The 24202-nt window shown below is 67.1% G+C and carries 24 protein-coding genes; 15 read left to right on the forward strand and 9 right to left on the reverse strand.

From position 1 onward, the window contains the following. Positions 1–76: 76 nt before the first annotated feature. The 4 genes from SNAS_RS02710 to SNAS_RS36100 all read right to left on the reverse strand — a co-directional run bounded on the left by SNAS_RS02710 (position 77) and on the right by SNAS_RS36100 (position 5263). Positions 77–1792: a DUF7927 domain-containing protein gene (locus SNAS_RS02710; RefSeq protein WP_013015831.1), complete on the reverse strand. Its 1716-nt coding sequence runs from the start codon at positions 1790–1792 to the stop codon at positions 77–79. A gap of 145 nt (positions 1793–1937) precedes the next feature. After that, positions 1938–4034, reverse strand: a complete 2097-nt coding sequence (locus SNAS_RS02715; protein WP_013015832.1) for a PhoX family protein — start codon at positions 4032–4034, stop codon at positions 1938–1940. A 110-nt stretch (positions 4035–4144) separates the two neighbouring features. After that, complete coding sequence (locus tag SNAS_RS02720; protein ID WP_013015833.1) at positions 4145–4555, reverse strand: phage holin family protein; 411 nt, start codon at positions 4553–4555, stop codon at positions 4145–4147. A 105-nt stretch (positions 4556–4660) separates the two neighbouring features. Then, positions 4661–5263, reverse strand: coding sequence for a hypothetical protein (locus SNAS_RS36100; RefSeq protein WP_013015834.1), 603 nt, complete (start codon positions 5261–5263; stop codon positions 4661–4663). A gap of 209 nt (positions 5264–5472) precedes the next feature. Between SNAS_RS36100 and SNAS_RS02730 the strand changes: the two genes are divergently transcribed. The 7 genes from SNAS_RS02730 to SNAS_RS02760 all read left to right on the forward strand — a co-directional run bounded on the left by SNAS_RS02730 (position 5473) and on the right by SNAS_RS02760 (position 13074). After that, entirely contained in the window at positions 5473–6156 is a 684-nt protein-coding gene (locus SNAS_RS02730; RefSeq protein WP_013015835.1) for an RNA polymerase sigma factor, read from the forward strand. Next, a complete protein-coding gene (locus SNAS_RS02735) occupies positions 6149–7099 on the forward strand; it encodes a hypothetical protein (RefSeq protein WP_013015836.1) in 951 nt (316 codons plus the stop codon). Before SNAS_RS02730 ends, SNAS_RS02735 begins: the two co-directional genes overlap by 8 nt. A 42-nt stretch (positions 7100–7141) precedes the next feature. Next, a complete protein-coding gene (locus SNAS_RS02740; RefSeq protein WP_013015837.1) occupies positions 7142–8995 on the forward strand; it encodes a 2-oxoacid:acceptor oxidoreductase subunit alpha in 1854 nt (617 codons plus the stop codon). Beyond that, positions 8988–10013, forward strand: coding sequence for a 2-oxoacid:ferredoxin oxidoreductase subunit beta (locus SNAS_RS02745; protein ID WP_013015838.1), 1026 nt, complete (start codon positions 8988–8990; stop codon positions 10011–10013). Before SNAS_RS02740 ends, SNAS_RS02745 begins: the two co-directional genes overlap by 8 nt. 193 nt (positions 10014–10206) lie before the next feature. Then, complete coding sequence (locus SNAS_RS02750; RefSeq protein ID WP_013015839.1) at positions 10207–11919, forward strand: LamG domain-containing protein; 1713 nt, start codon at positions 10207–10209, stop codon at positions 11917–11919. Between the two features lie 126 nt (positions 11920–12045). After that, positions 12046–12516 carry an iron chaperone gene (locus SNAS_RS02755; RefSeq protein ID WP_013015840.1) on the forward strand — a complete coding sequence of 157 codons (471 nt, stop codon included), beginning with the start codon at positions 12046–12048 and terminating at the stop codon, positions 12514–12516. A gap of 84 nt (positions 12517–12600) precedes the next feature. Next, entirely contained in the window at positions 12601–13074 is a 474-nt protein-coding gene (locus SNAS_RS02760; RefSeq protein ID WP_013015841.1) for a VOC family protein, read from the forward strand. A 65-nt stretch (positions 13075–13139) separates the two neighbouring features. Here SNAS_RS02760 and serC read toward each other — a convergent pair whose 3' ends face one another. Beyond that, positions 13140–14249, reverse strand: coding sequence for a phosphoserine transaminase (gene serC, locus SNAS_RS02765; protein ID WP_013015842.1), 1110 nt, complete (start codon positions 14247–14249; stop codon positions 13140–13142). 158 nt (positions 14250–14407) lie between these two features. Here serC and SNAS_RS02770 point away from each other — a divergent pair, with 158 nt between their 5' ends. The 7 genes from SNAS_RS02770 (at position 14408) to tsaD (ending at position 20556) form a co-directional block, all read left to right on the forward strand. Further along, a complete protein-coding gene (locus tag SNAS_RS02770) occupies positions 14408–15514 on the forward strand; it encodes an alpha/beta hydrolase (RefSeq protein ID WP_013015843.1) in 1107 nt (368 codons plus the stop codon). An 86-nt stretch (positions 15515–15600) separates the two neighbouring features. Continuing rightward, a complete protein-coding gene (gene alr, locus SNAS_RS02775) occupies positions 15601–16701 on the forward strand; it encodes an alanine racemase (RefSeq protein ID WP_013015844.1) in 1101 nt (366 codons plus the stop codon). Beyond that, positions 16698–17870, forward strand: coding sequence for an alpha/beta fold hydrolase (locus tag SNAS_RS02780; protein ID WP_013015845.1), 1173 nt, complete (start codon positions 16698–16700; stop codon positions 17868–17870). The genes alr and SNAS_RS02780 overlap by 4 nt, the downstream gene beginning before the upstream one ends. Next, positions 17871–18407, forward strand: a complete 537-nt coding sequence (gene tsaE, locus SNAS_RS02785; protein ID WP_013015846.1) for a tRNA (adenosine(37)-N6)-threonylcarbamoyltransferase complex ATPase subunit type 1 TsaE — start codon at positions 17871–17873, stop codon at positions 18405–18407. It begins immediately after the preceding gene. Between the two features lies 1 nt (position 18408). Beyond that, positions 18409–19065: a tRNA (adenosine(37)-N6)-threonylcarbamoyltransferase complex dimerization subunit type 1 TsaB gene (gene tsaB, locus SNAS_RS02790; RefSeq protein WP_013015847.1), complete on the forward strand. Its 657-nt coding sequence runs from the start codon at positions 18409–18411 to the stop codon at positions 19063–19065. Then, a complete protein-coding gene (rimI, locus tag SNAS_RS02795; RefSeq protein ID WP_013015848.1) occupies positions 19058–19507 on the forward strand; it encodes a ribosomal protein S18-alanine N-acetyltransferase in 450 nt (149 codons plus the stop codon). Before tsaB ends, rimI begins: the two co-directional genes overlap by 8 nt. Beyond that, positions 19504–20556, forward strand: coding sequence for a tRNA (adenosine(37)-N6)-threonylcarbamoyltransferase complex transferase subunit TsaD (gene tsaD, locus SNAS_RS02800; RefSeq protein WP_013015849.1), 1053 nt, complete (start codon positions 19504–19506; stop codon positions 20554–20556). The genes rimI and tsaD overlap by 4 nt, the downstream gene beginning before the upstream one ends. Positions 20557–20625: 69 nt before the next feature. On the opposite strand, the gene SNAS_RS02805 is transcribed toward tsaD, so the two are convergent. Continuing rightward, on the reverse strand, positions 20626–20886 hold the full coding sequence (locus SNAS_RS02805; protein ID WP_013015850.1) for a YciI family protein: 261 nt from the start codon (positions 20884–20886) through the stop codon (positions 20626–20628). A gap of 11 nt (positions 20887–20897) precedes the next feature. Continuing rightward, positions 20898–21446, reverse strand: a complete 549-nt coding sequence (locus SNAS_RS02810; RefSeq protein WP_041624512.1) for a TetR/AcrR family transcriptional regulator — start codon at positions 21444–21446, stop codon at positions 20898–20900. A 208-nt stretch (positions 21447–21654) separates the two neighbouring features. On the opposite strand from SNAS_RS02810, the gene SNAS_RS02815 reads away from it, so the two are divergent. Then, positions 21655–22962, forward strand: a complete 1308-nt coding sequence (locus tag SNAS_RS02815; protein ID WP_013015852.1) for a D-arabinono-1,4-lactone oxidase — start codon at positions 21655–21657, stop codon at positions 22960–22962. A gap of 20 nt (positions 22963–22982) precedes the next feature. Here SNAS_RS02815 and SNAS_RS02820 read toward each other — a convergent pair whose 3' ends face one another. Beyond that, positions 22983–23609 carry an L-2-amino-thiazoline-4-carboxylic acid hydrolase gene (locus tag SNAS_RS02820; RefSeq protein WP_013015853.1) on the reverse strand — a complete coding sequence of 209 codons (627 nt, stop codon included), beginning with the start codon at positions 23607–23609 and terminating at the stop codon, positions 22983–22985. A 95-nt stretch (positions 23610–23704) separates the two neighbouring features. Then, the gene (locus tag SNAS_RS02825; RefSeq protein ID WP_013015854.1) at positions 23705–24130 is read right to left on the reverse strand and encodes a nuclear transport factor 2 family protein; all 426 of its coding nucleotides are present in this window, start codon (positions 24128–24130) and stop codon (positions 23705–23707) included. Positions 24131–24202 lie beyond the last annotated feature (72 nt).

Below are 24202 nucleotides of genomic sequence, written 5' to 3' on the forward strand. Positions count from 1 at the left end.
CGCTGACACCGCCCTGACACGGCGAATGGTGGCCCCGCGACACTCGCGGAGCCACCATTCGGTGGTTCAGGGACCTCTACTCCTCGGCTTTGCGGGTGCGGCGGCGCATGTACCACAGTGTGGCCACGCCCGCCGAGATCAGCGCCAGCGCGATCAGGATCGGGACGGTGTAGCTGCCGCCCGTGATCGAGAGGTTGCTCGGGCCGCCCGCCGTGTCGCCCGGCTTGTCACCGGGTCTGTCGCTCGGCTTGCCGGTGGGGGAGTCCGGACGGTCGCTGGAGTCCTTGATCGGCTGGGAGGTCTTGCATTCCTTGACGGTGAGATGCCAGTCGCAAGTGGTGGGACGGGAGCCCGGCGCGACGACGTTGTTGACGAGCTTGCCGTCGCCGGAGATCGGGTCGTTGACCTTGACCTTGTAGGTGACCGACTCGGTCTTCCCGGCCGCCACGTCGCCGGTCCACTTGATCTTGGGCGAGTCGAACTCGGCGTCCCCCGTGGTGGCGGTCGGAGTGCCGACCGTGCCGTCGTCGAGGACGTCGGTGAGGTCGTCGCTGAACTTGGCGTTCGGGTAGTCGAGGTTGCTGATGTTCTTGATCTTCACGGTGTAGGTGACCGTGTCACCGGCGTAGACCGTCGCGGGTGAACTGGTCTTGGCGACTTCCAGGTCCGGCACCGGGACGGCGAACGCGACCTGCTGGGCCACATAGGTGTCGCCGCTGGTCTCCAGGGTCAGCTTCGCGGACGTCGAACCCGGCGGGATCGCTGTGGATGGAAGGTCGAAGTCCTTGGCGTCGATGTTGAGGTTGTTGGCATTGTCCGGGGTCGCGGCGCCGTCGGAGGAGCTGTTGAAGAAGTTCTTCGTGGCGTTGGTGCCGGGCTCGGCGATGTTCTTGCCGTTGACGAGGAACCGGTCGCCCTGGGTGCTGCGGTCGCCCTCGTAGGCGGTGACGCTCGCGTGCGAGGCGGCGCCGTCGGTGGCGTAGAAGCCGTCGATGCCGATGTCGGTGGGAGCGTCGGCGGACCGCTGCACGACCAGGCCACTGTAGATGTAGAAGTTGTGCATGTCCTGGGTGTCGGGGTCCGGGTTCGTGTACTTGTACACGATGGTCAGTGACCAGCCGCCGACACAGCCCAGACCCGTTGGCGCCCAGACGTCGCCGACGGCCACGCTGGTCGAGCCGGAGGCCGAGCCGAACAGCGACGTGATGTCGGCCTCGGCACCGTAGTAGTGCGGCCCGTTGACGGAGTTCCCGCTCTGGTTGAACACCTCGGGCGCCACCGACGTCGTCGAGCCGCCGTCGACCTTGACCTTCACCTCGGTGGACTTGGCCGAACCGTCGGGTTTCGCGACGACGTTGGCGGAGGAGTCGCAGCGCTCCCGGGTGGTGCCGCTGGCGTAGCCGTACTTGCCGTTGTTGCCGCCCCAGTGCAGCCGCGCGTAGTCGACGGTCGCTCCGGAGGGGATGGTGGCGGTCGCGGAGGAGGAGTTGAAGCCGCCGAGTCCGGCCATGTCGGCGTTGGTCATGACGAAGTTGTTGTTGTTGAGGTTTCCGTTGCCCGCCTGGGTGTCGCGGCAGTCGGATTCGGTGCTGTCGTTCGGGCAGTCGAGCACGCCGTTGCCGACGGTCTGGAAGTCGCCGTAGAAGGCCTTGTCGTAGACCTTCTTGAACGGTGTGATCTCCGAGGCCGACGCCGGGGTCGCCGTGACCGTCGGGGCCAGTACCGCGGCGGCCGTCGTCAGGACGGCGGCGGTGAGGTAGCGGAGTCGGGAGTTTTGCCGGACAGCGCGCATGTCGTCTTTCTTCCCCGTATTGGTTGCCGAACCTGACGAATTTAATGGAGGAACGGCCCCGAACCCGGGACGCCACGCTGCCCAGGCGAACGAAAGGTGGCCCCGCGGCGAACGCGGGGCCACCTTGTGGCGGGGAACAGGTCGGCTAGCGACCGACGTCCTTGCCGTCGGGACGCCAGGCGCAGACCACGGCGGGCTTGGCGTAGTCGCCGTTGGGCCACACCGAGGCAGGCTTGTCCACAGTGGCACCGTCGACCTCGCCGGGGTGCTGCACCGAGACGAACACGGTCTTGTTGTCCTCGGAGATGAACGGACCGCAGGTCTCGGCGCCGACCGGGACCGACAGGAACTGGCGCAGCCAGCCCTTGTGCTCGCCGGTCAGCGGGACCGCGAACAGGCCGTCGTGGGAGCCGAGGGCGTTGCCGTCGGTGGAGATCCACAGGTTCTTGCCCGAGGAGTCGAAGGCCACATTGTCCGGACACGAGATCGGCGAGACCTTCGACTTGTCGAAGCCGGAGAAGAAGGTCGATTCGTCGTTGGGGTCGCCGCACACGATCGGCAGCGTCCAGTTGAACTCCTTGGACGTGTTGTCGCCGCGGTTCTCGGTGATCTCGATGATCTGGCCGTGCTTGTTCTTGTTGCGCGGGTTGGCCTCGTCGGCGCCCGGCTTGCCGTCCTTGCCGCGGTCGCTGTTGTTGGTGAGGGCGGCGTAGATCTTTCCGGTGAGCCGGTTGGGTTCCACGTCCTCGGGACGGTCCATCTTGGTGGCGCCGACCTTGTCCGCGGCGAGCCGGGTGTTCACCAGGACCTCGGCCGCGGTGAAGCCGTCCACGAAGGACTCGTCGTTGTGGGCCAGCTTGATCCACTTGCCCGCGCCGTCGAAGGCGCCGTCGGACGGGAGCTTGCCGGAACCGTCGATCTCGTCCTCCGACGTGAAGGACAGCTTGGCCACGTACAGGGTGCCGCGCTCCAGCAGCCGCAGGTTGTGCTCGCGGTCGTGCTTGCGGTACTTCTCGTCCGAGACGAACTTGTACAGGTAGTCGAAGCGTTCGTCGTCTCCCATGTAGACGACGACCTTGCCGTTCTTGGCGATGATCGGGTTGGCGCCCTCGTGCTTGAACCGGCCCAGCATGGTGTGCTTGCGGGGCTTGGAGTTCGGGTTGTGCGGGTCGATCTCGATGATCCAGCCGAAGCGGTTGGCCTCGTTGGGGTGCTTGGACAGGTCGAAGCGCTCCTGCACCCGGTCGAAGCGGCGGTTCTCCTCGTCGTGGTGCACGTCGAGGTTGAAGCCGTAGCGCTTCAGGGCGGGCTTGGCCTCGTCGGGCGCGGCGTCGCCGCCGACGAAGTACTGGTTGAAGTTCTCCTCGCCCGACAGCACCGTGCCCCACGGGGTGAGCCCGCCGGAGCAGTTGTTCTGGGTGCCGATCGGGGTGGTGCCGCGCGGGTCGGCCTTGGTCTTGACCAGGTCGTCGCCGGTGGCGGGGCCGGTGAACTTGAACTTGGTGTCCAGGTGGATGCGGCGGTTGTACTCGCTGAACCGGCCCTTGGCGTCCATGATGGTGCGCCACTGTCCGGTCTCGCGGTCGCGACGGATCTCGACCACCGACAGCCCGTGGGCCGCCATCGCGATCTTGATCTGCTCCGGGTCGGCCTCCGAGCCGCCCGGGTATTCGCGGAACATCAGGATCTCGTCGGTGTACTCGTGGTTGACGACCATGAGGGCCTTGTGGTCGCCGCGGCCCAGTGGCAGCACGCCCAGGTAGTCGTTGTTGTAACCGAACTGGCCGCGCTGTGCCTTGGCGGTCTGGTTGTCGATGTCGAACTCGGGCGCGCCCTCGATGATCGGCGTCCCCCATTCGATGATGACGGAGTGCTCGTAGCCGGACGGCACCGTCACCTTGTCGTCGGTGTTGGGCGGCACCGGTTCGAAGGTGAGCTTGCCGGAGTGGTGACGCGGGTCCGGCGCGGCCGGACCGGCGGGCTCGGAGACGGGGTCGGCGGCGGCGTTGCCCGTCGCCAGCAGGCCTGCGGTCCCGGCGCCGATCGCTATGGCACCGACCGATCCGGCCCGCAGCACGTTGCGGCGGGACGCGAACAGGTCGCCGAAGTAGGTGTTGAGTGAACGGTTGGGTGCCGGATGATCGCAGGCGTTGCCGCACCGGAAGCGGCAGGTCATGTTGCTGCGGTTGGCATGCCGGGTGCCGGAGTTCAGAAGCGGCAGCTGGCGGCGGGGACGAGTCACGGTCAAACTCCTGGTCAATGTCGTAATTGACCCCGACGCTAAGGTCCGCCGGGAAGCAGCCGGCGGACCTTGGGTAAAGCGCCGGTTAACGTGTCGTCTCGAAGCCTACGTCAACTGTTCTTTTTGTCGTTCTTGTCAGGTATCACGAGGTTGAGTACCCAGCTGACCACGGTGATGACGATCGACGCCAGCAGCGCGATCCAGAACCGGTGGAAGCCTTCGCCCTCGATGGTGAACGGCAGTCCGAACTGGTCGGCCACGAAGATCACCAGCAGGAACAGCAGCGCGTTGAGCACCAGCCCCAGGATGCCCAGCGACAGGTAGTACAGACAGCTGGCCTTGAGCATGAACTTGGCGATCGGTTTGACGATCGCGTTGACGAGGCCGAACACCAGCGCGACGAACAGCAGGGTGCCGACGTAGGTCAGCGGACTGTCGGTGTCGATGACGATGTCGTCGAAGATCAGGGTGGTGATCCACAGTGTCGCCGCGGTTACGAGGATCTTGAGGAGGATTTTCACCCGAACAATCGTGCCAGACCGGGGCAAGCCTCAAAAAATGCGGGATTCCTTGAAGATCAAGGAATCCCGCATAAAGCGACAAATCGGAATATTTGCCTGTAAGTCTTAGATCCAGAACCCGCCGAGGCTGCAGATGCATACCAGAACCAACAGCGCCAGCGGAACGGCCATCAGGCCGATCATCAGTCCCATGCCGTTGTACTGCTGCGGCGACGGGCCGAGCGAGCCCGGCACGAAGAACGCGACCAGCGGGCTCTTGTACTCCAGCGGCACGTTCTGCCCGGGTCCGACGGTGACCTGCGTCTCGGCCTCGCCGAAGTCCCACAGATAGGGCGTGACCACCTTGACGTGGTGGGTGCCCGGCACCACCGGGAAGGTGTTGGCCTTCCACTCCGTCCCCTGCATCTGCTGGCCGTCGATGAAGATCTTCGGCTTGAAGAAGGAGAGGATGAAGTTGAGGACGAAGTACTGCGCGTCGACCGTGATCCACGCCTGCCCGCCGCCTCCCGGCTGCTGGGGCGGCTGCCCGTAGTCGGGCGAGGAGTACCCCGGCTGCTGCTGGCCGTAGCCAGGCTGCTGGGGCTGCCCGTACGCGGGCTGTTGCGGCTGTTGCCCGTACCCGGGTTGCTGCTGCCCGTAGCCGGGCTGTTGAGGTTGTTGTCCGTATCCCGGCTGTTGCCCGTAACCAGGCTGCTGCGGATATGTCATCAGTTATCCAGGTAGTCCAATGCGTGAAGAACGTTCTTTGATCGCGAGAGTACATATTGACGGTGCTTTCGGACGAACCACGCACCGGGGTCGGGAGGAGTTTCACGAGACGCTCGCCACGACCGGTGGACGCCGACTTTCGCAACCGGCAGGATCGGTGCGGCGTGTGTACGTACAGATAGACATCCATACTTGGTGAGGAGTAAGCGATGGCGAGCACGCTGGCGCTCGGTGGCACCATGCCGCTCGACATCAGTGCCCCCCCGGCGCGTGGCGGTAACCGGCCGACAGGAAAAATGGCGCCAGTCGCCGTCGACAACGCAGTCGGGGGCGAGCGTGTAGGTGTTGTCGAACGTGACGGAGTGCGCGTGCGATCGGAAAGCGAGTTCATCGCGCTCTATGAGTCGCGATTCTCGGAGCTCGCTGCCCAAGTGTATGCGTACACTTCGGATGCGAGCGAGGCCCAGGACCTGGTCCAGGAGGCGTTTCTGCGTGCCTGGCAACGGTGGGACACCATCGGCGGCTACGACGAGCCGCTGGCATGGATCCGCCGTGTCGCCTGGAACCTCGCCACCAGTCGCCACCGCCGCAACGCCGTCGCCCGCCGGTTCCTGCAGCGCGCCCAGCCGCCGGAGCCGCACCCGGGCATGAGCCCCGACCACGTCGCCCTCGTGGAGGCGCTGCGCCAGGTGCCCGAGAAGCAGCGCCGCGCGGTCGTCCTGCACTACCTGGGTGACATGTCGGTCGCCGACATCGCCGCCCAGACCGGCGCCAAGGAGGGCACAGTCAAATCCTGGCTGCACCGGGGACGCTCCGAGCTGGCGCGCTACCTCAACGAGTACGAAGCCACCGGTGAATTCCGCAGATCCGGGGAGGTGAGCCCGCATGGCTGATTTCCAGCCCGCCCGCGACCCGGACGAGGAACTGATCACCGCAGCCTTTTCCTCGTACCGTGCCCAGGCGCCCAAGAACTTCCCACACCCGCCCGCAGCCGAGGTCATGGCCAAGGCTGACACCGCCCGACCCCGCAAACGCGCGCTGACGGTCTCGCTGGCCGCACTGGCGTTCACCGGCCTGATCGCCGGTGGGGCCGCGGTGGCCCAGACCGTCGCCTCCTCCGGCGAGATGCCGGACGACCGCGGCGACGGCAGCTCCAGCGTCGCCAGTGGCGAGGACGGCGGCTCCAGCAGCAAGGACCCGTCCAGCTCCTCCAAGCCGGACGACGACAAGACCGAGGACGACGACCTGCACGGTCTGGCGATCACGCTGCCCGACTGGCCCGAGGCCGCCGCCGACTGCCCCGCCGGGACGTACACCTTCTCCAAGGAGGGCGTCTCGAAGCCGGACAGCAAGTGGAGCCTGGCCTCCGACGGAACCGTGACCGCCCTCGACGACGACGGGGTCAGCAACGACCTGATCGTCGAGATCGACTGCGACGAGCTGTCGGGTGTCATCGCGCTGGAACGCGATGACGACGAGGCCACGGCGAAGGACTTCGTCGACACGGCCGAGCCCGGGACCGCCATCGACGTCGTCTCCGTCGACGGCAACAAGGTCACTGTGGACACTGGCCCCTCGACCGAGGGACAGACCCAGGAAACCTTTGTCTACGACGGGGACGGGTTCAACGAGGCACCCGACGAGGAACCCTCGGACGAACCATCGAGTTCGAGCGGAACCCCATCCGAGGAGCCCTCGACATCGTCACCGGGATCCGAGTCCACGTCGGGCTTACTGGATCCCGGTGACCGCGTTGCCAACGGTTCGGCTGAGCCGAGTGTCGCCCGTCGCACACCGAACGATCCCCCTTACGACGACGTACGATCGCGAGGGTAGGAAAGGTTTCCCGAGACTTCGCTCTAGGAGAGTGCATCTGTCGTGAATACCGTCCGGCAATTGGACCGGGTCGTCATCCGTTTCGCGGGGGATTCCGGCGACGGAATGCAACTCACCGGGGATCGGTTCACCGCCGAGACCGCGAAGCTCGGCAACGACCTGTCAACTCTTCCCAATTTCCCCGCCGAGATCCGCGCCCCCGCCGGCACCCTGCCCGGGGTGTCCAGCTTCCAGATCCACTTCGCCGACACCGACATCCTCACACCCGGCGACGCGCCGGGCGTTCTGGTGGCGATGAACCCCGCCGCGCTCAAGGCCAACCTGCCCGACCTGCCCCGCGGCGCCACCATTGTGGTCAACTCCGACGAGTTCACGCCCCGCAACCTCAAGAAGGTCGGCTACGCCGCCAACCCGCTCGAGGACGGCACCGTCGAGTCGTACCAGGTACACGCGGTCCCGCTCACCTCGTTGACCATCGAAGCGCTGGCCGAGTTCGACATCGGCAAGAACGAGGCGGCCCGCGCCAAGAACATGTTCGCCCTCGGCCTGGTGTCGTGGCTGTACTCGCGGCCCACCGAGACCACCGAGAGCTTCATCAAACGCAAGTTCGCCGCCCGGCCCGAGATCGCCGCCGCCAACATCGCGGCCCTGCGCGCCGGACACGCCTACGGTGAGACCACCGAGACCTTCGCGGTCCGCTACGAGGTGCCGCCGGCCAAACTGCCGTCGGGCACCTACCGCAACATCACCGGCAACGTCGCCCTCGCCTATGGCCTCGTCGCCGCCGGCGTCCGGGCCCAGCTGCCGGTCTTCCTGGGCGCGTACCCCATCACGCCCGCCTCCGACATCCTCCACGAACTCAGCAAGCACAAGAAGCTGGGCGTGACGACCTTCCAGGCCGAGGACGAGATCGCCGCCGTCGGCGCCGCCCTGGGCGCCTCCTACGGCGGCGCGCTGGGCATCACCACCAGTTCCGGCCCGGGCATCGCGCTGAAGTCCGAGACCATCTCGCTGGCGGTCGCCTTCGAACTGCCGCTGGTGGTCGTCGACGTACAGCGCGCCGGACCCTCCACCGGCATGCCCACCAAGACCGAACAGGCCGACCTGCTGATGGCACTGCACGGCCGTCACGGTGAGGCCCCGGTCGCGGTCATCGCGGCCCAGTCGCCCTCCGACTGCTTCCACGCCGCGATCGAGGCGTGCCGGATCGCGCTGCACCACCGCACCCCGGTGATGCTGCTGTCCGACGGCTACCTGGCCAACGGCTCCGAACCCTGGTCGCTGCCGGAGGTCGCCGACCTGCCCGACCTGCGCGTCGAGTTCGCCTCCGCGCTCAACCACGTCGACGAGGACGGCACCGAAGCGTTCTGGCCCTACAAACGCGACCCCGAAACCCTGGTCCGCCCCTGGGCGGTCCCGGGCACCCCGGGTCTGCAACACCGCATCGGCGGTCTGGAGAAGAAGGACGGGACCGGGGACATCTCCTACGACCCGGCCAACCACGACTTCATGGTCCGCACCCGCGCGGCCCGCATCGAGGCCATCAAGGTCCCCGACCTCACCGTCGACGACCCCGACGGCGACTCCCGGGTACTGGTACTCGGCTGGGGCTCCACCTGGGGCCCGATCGGCGCGGCCTGCCGCGCGCTGCGCGGCCGCGGCGTCCACATCGCCCAGGCGCACCTGCGTCACCTCAACCCGTTGCCCGCCAACGTGTCCGACGTTCTGTCCTCATACGACAAAGTCGTGATCCCGGAGATGAACCTGGGCCAGCTGTCCAGCCTGCTGCGCTCCCGCTTCGACGCCGACATCGTCGGCTACAACCAGGTGCGGGGACTGCCCTTCACCTCGCACGAGCTGGAATCCATGCTTGAGGAGGTCGTCAAGAATGTCTGAGCCGGTAGCGCTCACCTTGAAGCCCAAGGACTTCAAGTCCGATCAGGAAGTGCGCTGGTGCCCGGGCTGCGGCGACTACGCCATCCTGGCCGCGATGCAGTCCTTCCTGCCCAGCCTCGGCCTCGAACGCGAGAAGATCGCCTTCGTCTCCGGAATCGGCTGCTCCTCCCGCTTCCCGTACTACCTCAACACCTACGGGATGCACTCCATCCACGGCCGCGCCCCCGCCATCGCCACCGGTCTGGCCACCACCCGCCCCGACCTGTCGGTCTGGGTGGTCACCGGCGACGGCGACGCCCTCTCCATCGGCGGCAACCACCTCATCCACGCCCTGCGCCGCAACGTGAACTTCAAGATCCTGCTGTTCAACAACCGGATCTACGGCCTCACCAAGGGCCAGTACTCCCCAACGTCCGAAGTGGGCAAGATAACCAAGTCCACCCCGGCGGGTTCGGTCGACGCCCCCTTCAACCCCCTCTCCCTCGCGCTGGGCGCGGAGGCCTCCTTCGTGGCCCGCACCCTCGACTCGGACCGCAAGCACCTCCAACAGGTCCTCACCACCGCGGCCCAACACGAGGGCAGCGCGTTCGTCGAGATCTACCAGAACTGCCCGATCTTCAACGACGACGCCTTCGAGGTCCTCAAGAACCCCGACTCCCGCGACGAAACCCTGATCCGCCTCACCCACGGCGAACCGATCACCTTCGGCCCCGAGGGCAAATACGCGGTCGTCCGCAACGGCTGGGGCATCAAGGTCGCCGAGACCGCCTCGGTCCCCCCGTCGGACATCGTGGTCCACGACGAAACCGTCACCGACCCCTCCTACGCGTTCGCCCTCTCCCGCCTGTCGGGCGAGAACCTCGACCACACCCCCATAGGCGTCCTGCGCAACGTCAAACGCGACACCTACGACGCCTCGGTCCGCCGCCAGGTCGAAGCGGCCAAACCCGTCGACACCACCCCGGAACAGGAACTCACCAAGCTCCTGACCGGCGGCGACACCTGGACAATCCTGTAGCTAGCGGCGGCGGTGGCCGGATGTTCACTGAATTAACATCCGGCGCCGCCACGCAGGCAATACATTGAATATCTTCAGTATGCACTGGCAGTAGTCGTAAGCGTCGATTACTGTGCATATTGCTTAGGACTCACGGGATTGTCCTAAGTCGAAGTCACTGTTCACTGTATTCATTCGAAGCCGAGGTGCCCCCATGCTCCGCTTTCGCCTGCGTTCGCATGCCCGAAAACTGTTGTCATCCCTCGTGATCGTCTCCGTCGCCGGTGCCGGGATCGGCCTGGCGTCCACACCGGCCGCCGCGGCCGAGCCGGTGATCACCAGTACCGATTTCCCTGACGGCGACGTCATCTCCCCGATGGTCGGCGAGGTCGGGGAGCTGACGATCGACAGCCCCGACGACGTCGTCTCGTATCGCGTGACGTTCAGCGAGGGTGGAAGGGTCGAAGACGTTGAACCCGAGTCGCCGGGCGCCCCGGTGACCGTCTCCTACATGCCGAGGATGAGCGGACGGCACCTCGTGTCGGTTTCGGCCCTGCACGCGGACGGCACCGGTTCCTCGAGCAGCTATGCGTTCCGGGTGTCGGCGCGCGGCCCGGTGTCGTCCTACGACCTGTCGGAGGCGCCGGGATCGGACACGGCCGCTGACAGCGCCGGTTCCAATCCGGGCAAGCCCGGTTCCGGTGTCGCGTTCGGGGTCGCGGGTCCGAAAGAGCCGACGGCCGCCAGTTTCGACGGTGGTGCGAACGCGTATATCTCCACTGAGGCTTCGGGACTGGTGCCGACCGACGAGGGTTTCGCCGCCGCCGCATGGGTCAAGATCGACGACCTGGGCCGCGACCAGACGATCGTGTCGGTGGACGGCACCGAGGAGGCGGGATTCGTCCTGGGCTATCGGTCGACGTCGAGCGATTCCGGTACCTGGACGCTCCAGGTTCCCGGCGAGGACGGGGATTCCGCCGCCCACACCGTTTCCGGCGGAGTGGTCAGCCAGACCAACCACGACCAGTGGGTGCACGTGGCCGGAGTCTACGACGACCACGAGCGCACGATGGAGCTGTATCTCAACGGGCGGTCCGTGGGAACTGAGAACCGTGACAGCTCATGGAAAGCCGACAACACCATCCAGATCGGACGTTCGCTGCACTCGGGGGAATACGGTCGCCATCTCGACGGGTCGCTCGCCGAGGTTCGCCTTTTCGACCGGGTCGTGTTCGCACACGAGACCGACCACCTGAACACCATCGCCCCGCACCGCGCTGCCTACTGGCAGCTCAACGCCAATGGTGCCGAGTACACCGGGAAATCCCCGCTGACGCTCGACGGGGGCGCCAGCATCTACACCCGGACTTCGTCGAGCAGCCCTCGTCCGCTGATGGGCGCGGGACACCTGAAACTGGACGGTGAAACCGGATTCGCCCACACCGGCGACACACTGGTCGACACGCGACTGTCGTTCAGCGTGACGACGAGGGTTCGCCTCACGGACGTGACTCCGGGACGCGACATGACCGTGTTCGCCTTGCCGGGACAGAACGCCAATCTCGTCGAAGTCAAGTATTCCGCCGAGGCCGACGCGTGGCGCCTCGTCGTCGCGAAAGACGACAGTGCCTCCGCTGAGACGATCACGGTGGACCACGGGATCGCGCCGTACGGCAGTTTCGGGCAAGCCGTGAGCCTCACCTTTGACGCATTCACCGGCGAACTGGTGTTGTGGGTCAACGGCGAGGCCAGTCAGCCGCTTGCCTTCACCACGCCCTGGGCCACCACCGGGATTCAGCTGGGCCGATCAGGCCCGGGGTCAGGACACCTCGACGGTGCCATCGACGACGTCCGCGTCTACCAGGGCGCCTGCGATGCGGACCTGGTCAGCACCCTGGCGAATCGCAGTGAGCAGCCGAACCTGTGACCCCTGAGCCTCGGCATCGATCGGTTTTCGAGAAGCCGGACGTGCGGACGCGGTTCTAGATTGAGAATTGACCTTGGCCCGGGTGACCCGGGCCAAGGCGAGAGCCGAAAGAGGAGGACCGCCACGATGGCGACCGCGAAGAAGAGCGCGAAGCAGAACAGCGCCGACGGCAAGTACGTGGGCTTCGACGACGCCGAGAAGGCCGCGATGAAGGAGCGGGCCGCGGAGCTGAAGAAGGAGACCAAGCGCGGGGCGAAGAAGTCGAAGGACGGCGAGGCCGACGTGCTGGCGAAGATCGCCGAGATGCCCGAGGAAGACCGGGTCATCGCCGAGGGGATTCACGCGCTGATGAAGGAAGTCGCGCCCCAGCTGACCTCGAAGACCTGGTACGGGATGCCCGCGTACGCCAAGGACGGGAAGAACGTGTGCTTCTTTCAGGCCGCGTCGAAGTTCAAGGTGCGGTACGCGACGTTCGGGTTCGAGGTGAACGCGAACCTTGATGACGGGACCATGTGGCCGACGAGTTTCGCTGTGACCGAGTGGAACGACGCCAACCGCCAGCGGATCGCCGCGTTGGTGAAACAAGCGGTCGGTTGAGCGATGAGTTGCGGTGGTGCGTCTCGTCTGTATGGGTGAACCGGGCCGAAGAGCTCGGTCCCGAATCGAAAGGCAGTGCTCGATATGTCCAAGATCAGTACCTCGCTGTGGTTCGACACCCAGGCCGAGGAAGCCGTCAACTTCTACACGTCCCTGATCCCCAACTCCAAGATCAAGACCGTTACGCGCTACGGGGATGAGAACCCGGACCGCTCCGGGCAGGTGATGACCATCGATTTCGAACTCGATGGGCAGCAGTACAACGCGCTCAACGGTGGACCGGAGTTCACGTTCAACGAGGCCGCGTCCATTCTGGTGGATTGTGAGAGCCAGGAGGAGATCGATCGGTTGTGGGCCGCGCTGAGTGAGGGCGGCGAGGAAGGTCCGTGTGGGTGGTTGAAGGACAAGTACGGGCTGTCCTGGCAGATCAACTCGACGCTGTTGATGGACTACATCGTCAATGGGGAGCCGGAGGCCAAGTTGCGGGCGGTGCAGGCGATGTACAAGATGAGCAAACTGGACAACGCCGTGCTGAAGGCCGCTTATGAGGGTGAGTGAGGGCTGAGACGGACAGCGAACGGCCGGAGCGTGGGTACGCTCCGGCCGTAAAGCTGTTCTCGTGGTTACAGGCGGTCGATGACGTGGTCGACGCAGGCCGTCAGCGCCGAGATGTCGTCCGGGTCGATGGCCGGGTACATCGCGATGCGGAGCTGATTGCGGCCGAGTTTGCGGTAGGGCTCGGTGTCGAGGACGCCGTTGGCGCGCAACACCTTGGCGAGTTCCTTGGCGTCGACGGAGTCGGCGAAGTCGATCGTGGCGACCACGTTGGAGCGCAGGTTCGGGTCGGTGACGAACGGGGAGGCCACAGGGGACTTCTCCGCCCAGGTGTAGAGCCGGTCGGCGCTGTCGGCGCAGCGGGCGGCGGCCGCGTCGAGGCCACCGGCGGCGTTCATCGTGTCGACCTGTTCGGCGGCGAGGAAGATCGTCGCCAGTGCCGGGGTGTTGTAGGTCTGTTCCTTGCGGGAGTTGTCCACCGCTGTGGACAGGTTGAGGAACTCGGGGATGTAGCGGCCGGACGCGGCGATCTGCTCGACCCGGGTCAGGGCGGCGGGGGACATGAGGGCGATCCACAGTCCACCGTCGGAGGCCAGACCCTTTTGGGGGGCGAGGTAGTAGACGTCGGTTTCGGTGACGTCGAAGTTGAGGCCACCGGCGGCCGAGGTCGCGTCGTGGAGCATGAGGCCGTCGCCGGGTACCCGTTTGACGTCGATGGCGACGCCGGTGGAGGTCTCGTTGTGGGGGGTGGCGTAGACGTCGACACCGTCCTGTTGCGACAGGTAGGCCGCCGTGCCGGGTTCGGCGGTGATGACCGTCGGGTCGCCGACGAAGGGCGCGGTCTTGATGGCCTTGGCGAACTTGGCGCCGAACTCGCCGAAGCTGGCGACCTGGGCGGTCTCGCGGACCAGACCGAACACGGCCGCTTCCCAAAACGCGGTGGTGCCGCCGTTGCCGAGGACGACCTCGTAGCCGTCCGGCAGGCGGAAGAAGTCGCTGAGGCCACGGCGGAGTCGGGCGACCTGGTCGCGGACCCGGGCCTGGCGGTGCGAGGTGCCCAGGAAGTCCGGGGCGGCCTGCGCCAGCGCGGTGATCGCGGCGGCGGGAACCTTGCTGGGGCCGGAGCCGAAACGGCCGTCGGCGGGAAGCAGGTTGGTGGGAATGCGGATGTCAGCCACCCGAGATCTCCTTTTCTGCGGTCAGTTAAGGGGGCTCGGCGGCGCTGCCGACCAGGCGATTTTCGCACGGGCTCGAAAGTTCCGTGAACGGGGAGGGTGTCGTCTTCGTCACAACTGGGATACGTTGGGACAGTTGATATCTCACGCAGGAGGGGTCCATGGCGGCTATATCCGTACCGCCGCTCGGCGAGAAACCGCTGTTGGTGAAGTCGTGGTGGGAGGCACTGGGGAACGGGGAACGGCTGGGTCTGCTGGCAGATCGGCCGGAACGGATCGGGGGAATGGACGGTATTCCGGTCGAAGTCCGCGACCGGGCCAACCGCGCCGATCTGACCGCGATACTCGAGGCGATCGAAGTCTGGGGGAAGAAGGCCGAACAGCTGCCGTTCGGGCAACTGGCGTCCGAAGTGGGGGAACGTATGGCGCGGATCCTCCAGAAGCGGGCGTCCCGGCAGAGTCTGCGGATCCTCAGCGACTGGATCGAGCGGCCGTCGCCTGTGGATGGTCTGGCGTACTTCCTCATTGACTTCGATGTGAGCGGTGACGGCAAAGCCGTTGTCGCCCTGGGCAATCCCGACATATCCGATAACGTCGCCGTGTTCGTGCCCGGGGCGTTCGCCGCCGTCGACGAGGCTCTGGACGACTACGCCCGCATGGACGCGATGGCCGGAGACGCCGCAAGCCGCGACGGCGGGAAGAAGACCGCGGTGGTGCGCTGGCTGGGCTACGACGCCCCCGACAGCATCGTTCCCGACGCGGCCAGCCCCCGGTTCGCCGAGAACGCGGCGGTCAGCCTCGACCGCTTCATCGCTGGGCTGCGGGTGACCCGTGACGGCCCCCGCACCCGGATCACGATGGTCGGGCACTCGTACGGCTCCACCGTGATCGGTATCGCCGACCGGGAGCGGCGGTTGTCGGTGGACGGCATGGTGTTCGTCGGCGCCCCCGGTGTCGGGGTGGTGCAGGCGGACAAGCTCAGCGTCGGCGCCGAGAAGGTGTGGGCGACGGTGGCGCCCGGCGACCTCATCATCAAGACGCCGCCGGGCCTGTTGGGCATCCCGCCGTGCAAACCCGGGTTCGGCGCGAAGATCTTCACCTGCGCCGACACCGGACGGCAGCCGTGGTTCCTGTCCATGTTCGGGATCCCGCGCGACGCCATCAAGGCCCACAACGGGTACTGGAACCCCGGCAACGTGGCCCGCGACAACATCGCCGCGATCGTCCTGGGGCACCGGGACAAGGTGAAGCTGAAGAAGAGCCAGTGATCAGTCGTCGCTGAACTGGCTGACAATTCCCCGCCTCACCCACGCGTCCGCGCACCCGCCGACGCAGGACACGTACCCTGGACTGCATGTCTTTTCAGGCCGAGGCGGTGGTCGACCTGGGCACCATCGCCGCCAACGTGGAGGCGCTCGCCGGGCGCACCAGCGCCGCCGTGATGCCCGCGCTCAAGGCCAACGGTTACGGGCACGGGCTGGTACCCGCCGCGCGAGCCTGCCTGGACGGCGGCGCGTCCCGGCTCGGGGTGGCGACGCTCGACGAGGCGATGGAGTTGCGGAACAGCGGCGTGGCCGCGCCGATCCTGGCCTGGCTGGTGGCTCCCGGTCTGGACCTGGCCGCCGCCGTGGACGCCGACATCGAGCTGGCCGTGGCCAGCCGGGAACAGCTCAGCGCCGTCGCCGACGCCGGGGCGCGGCATCCGGCGCGCATTCACCTCAAGGCCGACACCGGGATGGGACGCGGCGGGGCCCCGCGGGCCGAATGGCAGACCCTCGTCGACCTGGCCGCCAAGGCCCAGGCCGACGGCCGGATCGAGATCGTCGGCGCCTTCAGTCACCTGGCCTGCGCCGACGAGCCCGGCAACCCGCTGACTCAATCCCAGGACGACAACTTCCGCGACTTCCTCGATCTACTGTGGGCCGCCGACGTCCAGCCGCAGTGGCAGCACCTGGCCAACTCGGCCGGACTGCTGGCCCACCCCGACACGCACTACAACCTGGTGCGGCCCGGCATCGCCGTCTACGGGTACCCGCCGGTCGCCACCGAGGCGCCGCTGCGGCCCGCGATGACGCTGCGGGCCCGCGTCGTGCTGGTCAAGACGCTGCCCGCCGGGCACGGCATCGGTTACGGCCACACGTATGTCACCAAGCGCCCCACCCGGGTGGCGATCGTGCCGCTGGGCTACGCCGACGGCATCCCCCGCTCCACGTCCAACAGGGCCGAAGTGCTCGTCGGCGGACGGCGGTGCCCGATCCGGGGCCGGGTGTCCATGGACCAGGTCGTGGTCGAAGTGGACGAAGGCGACGTGCGCGCCGGCGACGTCGTCGAGTTCTTCGGCGACGGCGACATCACCGCCGAGGACTGGGCGACCTGGCACGACACCATCTCCTACGAGATCCTCACCTCGATCGGCCCCCGCATACCCCGCCGCTACGTAGGGAAGAACACATGAGCCCCAAGGAGATCGTGGGCAACAAGAAGACCAGCCGCGCCGGAATCATCGGCGCGGTAGCCGGTTTGGCCGCGGCGGGGATAGCAGCCGGGGTGGCCACCGAGCGTTACCTGATCAAACGGGCCCGCAGCGACCCGAATGATCCCTATGCCGAGGAGCCGTTCGCGAACTTGCACGCCGACGACATTCGCACCATCACCACCGCGGACGGCATCGACGTCCACGTCGAGACCGTGGACAGCCGCGGCGTCGGCGAGGCCGAGGCCACCGCGGTGTTCGTCCACGGTTTCTGCCTGGACATGGGAACCTTCCACTTCCAACGCCGCGCCCTCACCGAGTCCACAATGCCACTGCGGGCCGTCTACTATGACCAACCCGGCCACGGCCAGTCCGGCGAACTGCCGCTGCCGGAGTACGACATCGAATCGTTGGCCGAAGCCCTGTACGCGGTGCTCGCCAAAGCGGTACCGACCGGCCCGGTGTTCCTGGTCGGACATTCCATGGGCGGCATGACGATCCTGGCGTTCGCGCGCCGCTACCCGGAACTGTTCGCCTCCCGGGTGCGGGGCGTCGCACTGCTGTCCACAACGGCCGGAGGACTGGACAAGGTGTCCTTCGGTGCCCCCAAGGCGCTGGCCCGGGCCCGCAAGGTCTTCCTGCCCGCGCTGTCGAAGGCGATCGCACTGACCCCCGGCGTCATCGACGGCGCCCGCAGGGTAGCCAGCGACCTGGCCTGGCGACTGACCCGCCGCTACGGCTTCGCGACCCGCAAACCCTCACCGTCCCTGGTGTCCTATGTCGAGAAGATGAACACCGCCACCCCCATCAAGACCGTCATCGGCTTCAGCAAAGCACTCCTGGAACACGACGAACACGACGTGCTGCCGCAACTCGCCTCGATCCCGGTGTTCATCAGCTGCGGCGACTCCGACCAGTTCACCCCGCCGGAACACTCGGTCGCGCTGGCCGAAGCGCTGCCACACGCGAAACTCAACATCGTCCCGGAAGCCGGACACGTCGCGCTGCTGGAGAAGCCCGAACTGGTCACCGACCCGCTGTTCGCCCACCTGAGCGAGTGCCTGGACGCCCTGGAACGCGACCGCCAACCAGCAGAACCTGTCAAACGCCGCAAACCCTGGCTGCGCAAGAAGAAGAGAACGGGGGACTAAGTGCTTCTGGAAACCGTCGAGGACACCTGGGCGTTCGGCGCCCGGCTCGCCGCCCTGCTGCGACCCGGTGACCTCCTGATCCTCACCGGCTCCCTGGGCGCGGGCAAGACCGCGCTGACCCAGGGCATCGGCGAGGGCCTGAAGGTCGAGGGCACGGTGGCCAGCCCCACCTTCGTCATCGCGCGCATCCACAAAGGATCAACCCCGTTGGTCCACGTGGACGCGTATCGACTGGGCGGTCTGGACGAGCTGGACGACCTCGACCTGGACGCCACCGTCGAGGACTCGGTAACCGTCGTGGAGTGGGGTGCGGGCGTGGCCGAACAGCTCAGCTCCGACCACCTCGAGATCCGCATCGACCGGCGCCCCGACGACGTCCGCGAACTGACCCTCCATCCCACCGGCGGTGACTGGGCCGAACGCCTGCGAGCGCTGGCGTTAAGCCCTGTCTCAGCGCGATTAAGCCTGGCCTCAGTCGTCCGGGGCTACCGTCAGAAGTGGGGAGGAGGCAGGAGGCCCCGGGGCCTAAACTGTTGACGTGCTGATTCTTGTCGTGGACACCTCCACTCCGGCCGTGACGGCCGCGATCGCCGAGTTCGACGGCACCACCATGTCGATGCCCGAGGGCAGCGTTGTGGTGAACCCTCGGGCTCATGGGGAGCAGCTGGCGCCGCTGATACAGGGCGAGCTGGCCGCGCGCGGGGCTGTGCCCGGTGATGTGGGGGCCGTGGTGGCGGGGCTGGGGCCGGGGCCGTTCACCGGTTTGCGGGCCGGGCTGGTTACCGCCGCTGCGATGGCGCACGCGCTCGATGTTCCCGTGTACGGGGTTTGCTCGTTGGACGGGATCGGGGCTATGACGAGTGGGCGGGTGTTCGTCGCTACCGATGCTCGTCGTAAAGAGGTGTACTGGGCCGTTTATGAGGACGGTGTGCGCGTTGAGGGGCCCGAGGTGGCGGCCCCGGAGACGTTGGTGGAGCGGGCCAAGGCCGCGGATGGGGCTTATGGGGATGGGGTGCATCGTTATGCCGACGTGCTGGGCGTCGCTCCGGCCGGGGCGCCGCGTTATCCGCATCCCGGGCGGTTGGCCTGGGTGGCTCGGGAGCGGATCGTCGCCAAGGAGCCGTCCGAGAGCTTGACGCCGCTGTATTTGCGACGTCCCAACGTGAACATCGGCGGAGTCCAGCAGCGTGCCTGACTGGGACATCGCGCCGCTGCGCTGGTGGCACATCGAACAGCTGTTGCCGATCGAGGACGAGCTGTTCGGTGCCGAGGCGTGGAACGCGGCGATGTTCTGGTCCGAGCTGGCTGCCGGGCACTATTACCGGGTGGTGTTGGACGACGAGCGGGTGCTCGGGTATGCCGGGCTGGCGTTGTCGGGGGACGACGGCTGGGTGAACAACATCGCGGTGCGCAAGGCGGCCCAGCGGCGCGGTGTGGCCCGCGCGCTGTTGAACGACCTGATCGGGCGGGCCGAGGGACAGGGCGTGCGGCGGCTGGCCTTGGAGGTCGCCGTGGACAACGCGGCCGCGCAGCGGTTGTACGACGCCTTCGGTTTCGAGGGGGTCGCGATCCGCAAGGGCTACTACCAACCGAGCAACACCGACGCGGTGGTGATGATGAAGGAGCTGAGGCAATGAGGGAACCGCTGATACTGGGCATCGAGTCGTCGTGCGACGAGACCGGCGTCGGGATCGTGCGGGGACTGGAGCTGCTGGCCAACGAGGTCGCCTCCAGCGTCGAGCAGCACGCCAGGTTCGGGGGCGTCATCCCCGAGGTGGCTTCGCGCGCGCACCTGGAGGCGATGGTGCCGACGATGCGTCGGGCCCTGGACGTCGCCGGGGTGAAGCTGTCGGACGTCGACGCCATCGCGGTGACGGCGGGGCCGGGCCTGTCGGGTGCGCTGTTGGTGGGGTTGGCCGCCGCGAAGGCGTACGCGCTGGCGGCGGGCAAGCCGCTGTACGGCGTGAACCACCTGGACGCGCACATCGCCGTGGACACGCTGGAGAACGGGCCGCTGCCCAAGCCGTCGCTGGGGTTGTTGGTGTCGGGCGGGCACACCGAGCTGTTGTACGTGGAGGACCTGGCCGGGAAGGTGCGGTTGCTGGGCCAGACCCTCGACGACGCCGCTGGCGAGGCCTACGACAAGGTGGGCCGGATTCTGGGCATGCCGTACCCGGCCGGGCCGCACATCGACGCGGCCGCTCGCCTGGGGGATCCGACGGCGATCGACTTCCCGCGCGGGCTGACCGGGCCCCGCGATCTGGCCAAGCATCGCTATGACTTCTCGTTCTCGGGCCTGAAGACGGCCGTGGCCCGCTGGATCGAGGCCCGGCAGCGTGAGGGCGCCGAGATCCCCGTCAACGATGTCGCGGCGTCGTTCCAGGAGGCGGTGTGCGATGTGTTGACCGCCAAGGCCATCGACGCGGCGCGCGAGCACGGCATCGACACGCTGTTGCTGGGCGGCGGGGTCGCGGCGAACTCGCGGTTGCGCGAGCTGGCCCAGGAGCGGTGTGATGCCGCCGGGCTGACGCTGCGGTTCCCGAGCCGCAAGTTGTGCACCGACAACGGCGCGATGGTCGCGGCACTGGGCAGTCACCTGGTCGCGGCCGGAGTGACCGAGTCCCGTATGGACATACCGGCCGACTCCTCGCTCGCCGTCGAGACCGTCAGCCTCGCCAACGCCTGACCGGCCGGGGCGGTACGGACCGGCCGACGTCGGTCGTCCGCCGCCGCCCGGCTCGGTGTGGCGAAGTCGCTAGAGCGGCAACGGGTTCCAGGGCTGCTTGCGCACCACGGTGACACCCTTCGCGCGGTAGTACGGGTCGTCGTCCAGGATCGCGTCAACCTCGGCTTCGCTGTCGACGTCGAAGATCAGCGCCGCCCCGGACTGGTCGGGGAACGGGCCCGCCATCGGGCAGGTGCCCTTGGCGTGCAGGGCGGCCAGCTTCTCGCGGTGTGCCGGACGCAGTTCGAGCCGCTCCGGGCTGCCGTCGAAGGACAACTCCACTATGTACATCCGAGCCTCTCTCACGCGATGTGCCGGGACAGGTAGTCCCGCAACAGAACCTTCGCCTCGTTGAGGATGGTGTCGTCACCCTCGGGGTCGTGCCGGAACGCGAGTTTGATCAGGGCGTCCCCGGTGGCCACCGCGACGGTCAGCGTCAGCCGCACCACCTGCTGGTCCGGGAAGCTGAAGTGCCCGAAGATCAGTTCCAGCAGCCGCTCGGTCAGGACGTCGTCGTTGCTGCGTTCCTCGTCCATCAGGTGGATGTCCACCGTGTCACCGAAGTGGAGGGTCCGGAAGCCGGGGACGGTGCGATGCATGTCGATGTACTCGTCGATCGCGGCGTCCACGAACTGGGACCAGTGCTGCGGTTTCTCGGCGGTGATGTAGTTCTCAAGCCGGGACATGTACTCGTCCAGGTACCGGACGTCCAGCGCGCGCACCACCGCCCGCTTGTCGCCGAAGAACTGGTACACCGACCCGATGGCCACCTCGGCGCGCTGCGCGATGAGGGTCGTGGTCAGCTTCTGGTAGCCGATCTCATCGAGCAGTACGGCGCAGGCGTCGAGCATTCGGTTGACACGTTCGGCGCTCCGCCGCTGCACAGGCGTGCGGCGGAGCGCGTTCTCGGGCCCGCGCGGAGCCTTGACCACGCCAGGTCGCGAATTAGCTACAGTAGACACGACTGCTCCTTTGCCGTCTCGATCTTAGGATGCGCGTTTCCCATGTGATGTCGGTGGGAAGGCCCGTGCCCCACTTGGCCCCTTGACGATAACTAAAATGAGGAGTATTCACTTTCTGGTGAGAGAAGGCACACGCTGGACGAACTGGGCGGGCACCGCGAAAACCACCCCACGACGCGTCCTGAGCCCCACCGGCCCCGATGACATCGCCAAGCTGGTGTCCGAGGCCGCCGGACGTGGTGGGCGGCTCAAGGCGGCCGGCAGCGGCCATTCCTTCACCGGCATCGCCGTGGCCGACGATATCCTGCTGCGGCTGGACGGCTACCGGCCCGAACCGGTCGTCGACCGCGAGACCTCCCGGGTCACCGTCCCGGCCGGGATCACGCTGCGCGAACTCAACCCACTGCTGGCCCACCACGGCCTCGCGCTGCCCAATCTCGGCGACATCGACGCCCAGACCCTCGCCGGTGCCACCTCCACCGGGACCCACGGCACCGGCGCGAAACTCAACGGCATCGCCGCCGCGATCGTCGGGGCGCGGCTCGTGGACGGAACCGGAACCGTCCGCGACTTCGGACCAGAAGATCCCGAACTGGCCGCCGTCGCGCTGGGGCTGGGCGCCCTGGGAGTTGTCACCGATCTCACGATTCAATGCGTCCCCGCCTTTCGACTGCTCGCCGAGGAACACCCCATGCCCCTCGACGCGGCGATCGCGGAGTTCGACACTCTCGCCGCAACAAACGATCACCTCGACCTGTACTGGTTTCCGCGTGCCGACCGTGTCCTCGTCAAACGGAACAACCGTGCCGGTGCTGGCCGCCCACTCTCCGGTATCAAACGTTGGTGGGAAGACGAAGTCATGTCCAATGCGGTATACGGTACCGCCTGCCATATCGGAAAGACTTTTCCCGCAACGGTTCCGGCCATCACCTCGATGTCCGCTCGGCTGATGTCATCCAGAACCTTTATGGACGAATCCTATCGCGTCTTCTGCACCCCACGGCGGGTTCGCTTCGTGGAGATGGAATACGCGCTGCCGCGCGCGGCCTTCGCACCCGCCTTCGCGGCACTGCGTGGGGCGGCGAACAAGCGCCGGATCATCTTCCCGGTCGAGATCCGCGTCACGGCGCCCGACGACCTGTGGCTGTCGACGGCGCACGGCCGCGACTCGGTGTACTTCGCGGTGCACCAGTTCCGGGGCATGCCGTACCGCGACTACTTCGCCGAGGTGGAGGCGGTCATGCGCGAGCACGACGGCCGTCCACACTGGGGCAAGCTGCACACCCGCACCGCCGCCGACCTGGCCGGGGTCTACCCGCGGTTCGCCGACTTCCAGCGACTGCGCGACCGGCTCGACCCGCAGCGGGTGTTCGCCAATTCCTATCTGGACCGGGTCCTCGGCTGAGGACCCGGCCTGCCTGGGCGTCAGTCCTGGCGGTCGAAGTGGAACGGGCAGATCCGGCCGCCCAGCCCGATGGTCGTGCTGCGGGTGAACCGGAAGCCGTGCCGCTCGGGGTCGATGGCCTCGTACCAGTTGGCGTCGAAGGCGCACAGCACCGGCGTCAGCTCGGCGGCGTCGTGCTTCACGAAGAAGTCGTGGTAGCCGCACCTGTGGACATCGGTGTGGAAGCCCCGCTCGTCGTCCTGGCTGTGCTCGAACGCGAACTGGGCGCCGTACTGCTCGCCCTCGACCCGTTTGGCCAGCTCGGTCATCACCGCGAACGGGTCGGGTGAGCCGTCGAGCATCGCCTCGGTGCCCTCGCGGACCTGCTCGGCCAGCGGTTCGGTGAACGCGGCGGTGAGCCACGCGATCAGCCCGCGGCCGTCGGGGTGGGCGGCCTCGTGCTGGCGCAGCACCCGGTACGCGGCCAGCACCGCGGCGGTGTACAGGACGTTGTCGTGGGCCGGAGGGTCCGGCAGTTCCCCGGTCTCGGCGACGAGGCGCGCCTGGAGTTCCCGGATCCGGTCCACGAGCCCGGACCGATCGCCCAGGTCGTCGGTCAGGCGCCGGTAGAACAGCTCGACGAGCTCACGGCTTTGTTGGGATGGCATTGGTGGAGTTCCTTTCGGTGAACCGGCGCGGCCATGCCGCACCGGTCAACGCACTCCACCTACCACCGGCGTTGACGGTAATTGACCCTTGAAGGTTAGCGGGCCTCGCGCAGGATGCCGGTGACGATCCCCGTCACCGCCCCGGCGAAGTAGTCGCGCATCGACACGATCTGGCCGTCGCGGACCCGCACCACCTGGACGTAGCGCGAGGTTCCGGCCGGTTCCACGGCGAGCTCGATCTCGGCGATGAGCACCTCCGGGTCGGTGGTGTCGTGGAGCGTCAGGGTGGAGTTCTCGCGGTCGACGCGCACGCCGGTGGCGCCGACGCCGGACTGCATGGCGGCGAAGAACTCCCCGATCGCGGCGCGGCCCTCGAACCGGTTCGGCAGCCCGTCGGCGAACAGGAACGGGAACTCCAGCACCGCGTCCTCGGCGTAGAACGCGGTCTGGGCCGCGATGTCGCCGGTGATGGCGGCGTTGACGCAGGCCTCCCACACCTGGCGGGGCGATGGATGGGTCATGGCGGATTCCTTCCGGGATGTCGCACTAGAATCGGAGTTCCGACTCCGGAACCCATCATACGGAGTGAAGAC

Origin of the sequence: Stackebrandtia nassauensis DSM 44728, from assembly GCF_000024545.1 — a bacterium.
GTDB classification, from domain to species: domain Bacteria; phylum Actinomycetota; class Actinomycetes; order Mycobacteriales; family Micromonosporaceae; genus Stackebrandtia; species Stackebrandtia nassauensis.

Bases quoted from the DNA above. Each gene is read 5' to 3' on its own strand.
- SNAS_RS02710 (WP_013015831.1), bottom strand. From the start codon at position 1,792: ATGCGCGCTGTCCGGCAAAACTCCCGACTCCGCTACCTCACCGCCGCC.
- SNAS_RS36100 (WP_013015834.1), bottom strand. From the start codon at position 5,263: ATGACATATCCGCAGCAGCCTGGTTACGGGCAACAGCCGGGATACGGA.
- SNAS_RS02730 (WP_013015835.1), top strand. From the start codon at position 5,473: ATGGCGAGCACGCTGGCGCTCGGTGGCACCATGCCGCTCGACATCAGT.
- SNAS_RS02735 (WP_013015836.1), top strand. From the start codon at position 6,149: ATGGCTGATTTCCAGCCCGCCCGCGACCCGGACGAGGAACTGATCACC.
- SNAS_RS02745 (WP_013015838.1), top strand. From the start codon at position 8,988: ATGTCTGAGCCGGTAGCGCTCACCTTGAAGCCCAAGGACTTCAAGTCC.
- SNAS_RS02750 (WP_013015839.1), top strand. From the start codon at position 10,207: ATGCTCCGCTTTCGCCTGCGTTCGCATGCCCGAAAACTGTTGTCATCC.
- SNAS_RS02755 (WP_013015840.1), top strand. From the start codon at position 12,046: ATGGCGACCGCGAAGAAGAGCGCGAAGCAGAACAGCGCCGACGGCAAG.
- SNAS_RS02760 (WP_013015841.1), top strand. From the start codon at position 12,601: ATGTCCAAGATCAGTACCTCGCTGTGGTTCGACACCCAGGCCGAGGAA.
- SNAS_RS02770 (WP_013015843.1), top strand. From the start codon at position 14,408: ATGGCGGCTATATCCGTACCGCCGCTCGGCGAGAAACCGCTGTTGGTG.
- alr (WP_013015844.1), top strand. From the start codon at position 15,601: ATGTCTTTTCAGGCCGAGGCGGTGGTCGACCTGGGCACCATCGCCGCC.
- SNAS_RS02780 (WP_013015845.1), top strand. From the start codon at position 16,698: ATGAGCCCCAAGGAGATCGTGGGCAACAAGAAGACCAGCCGCGCCGGA.
- tsaD (WP_013015849.1), top strand. From the start codon at position 19,504: ATGAGGGAACCGCTGATACTGGGCATCGAGTCGTCGTGCGACGAGACC.
- SNAS_RS02805 (WP_013015850.1), bottom strand. From the start codon at position 20,886: ATGTACATAGTGGAGTTGTCCTTCGACGGCAGCCCGGAGCGGCTCGAA.
- SNAS_RS02810 (WP_041624512.1), bottom strand. From the start codon at position 21,446: ATGCTCGACGCCTGCGCCGTACTGCTCGATGAGATCGGCTACCAGAAG.
- SNAS_RS02815 (WP_013015852.1), top strand. From the start codon at position 21,655: ATGAGGAGTATTCACTTTCTGGTGAGAGAAGGCACACGCTGGACGAAC.
- SNAS_RS02820 (WP_013015853.1), bottom strand. From the start codon at position 23,609: ATGCCATCCCAACAAAGCCGTGAGCTCGTCGAGCTGTTCTACCGGCGC.
- SNAS_RS02825 (WP_013015854.1), bottom strand. From the start codon at position 24,130: ATGACCCATCCATCGCCCCGCCAGGTGTGGGAGGCCTGCGTCAACGCC.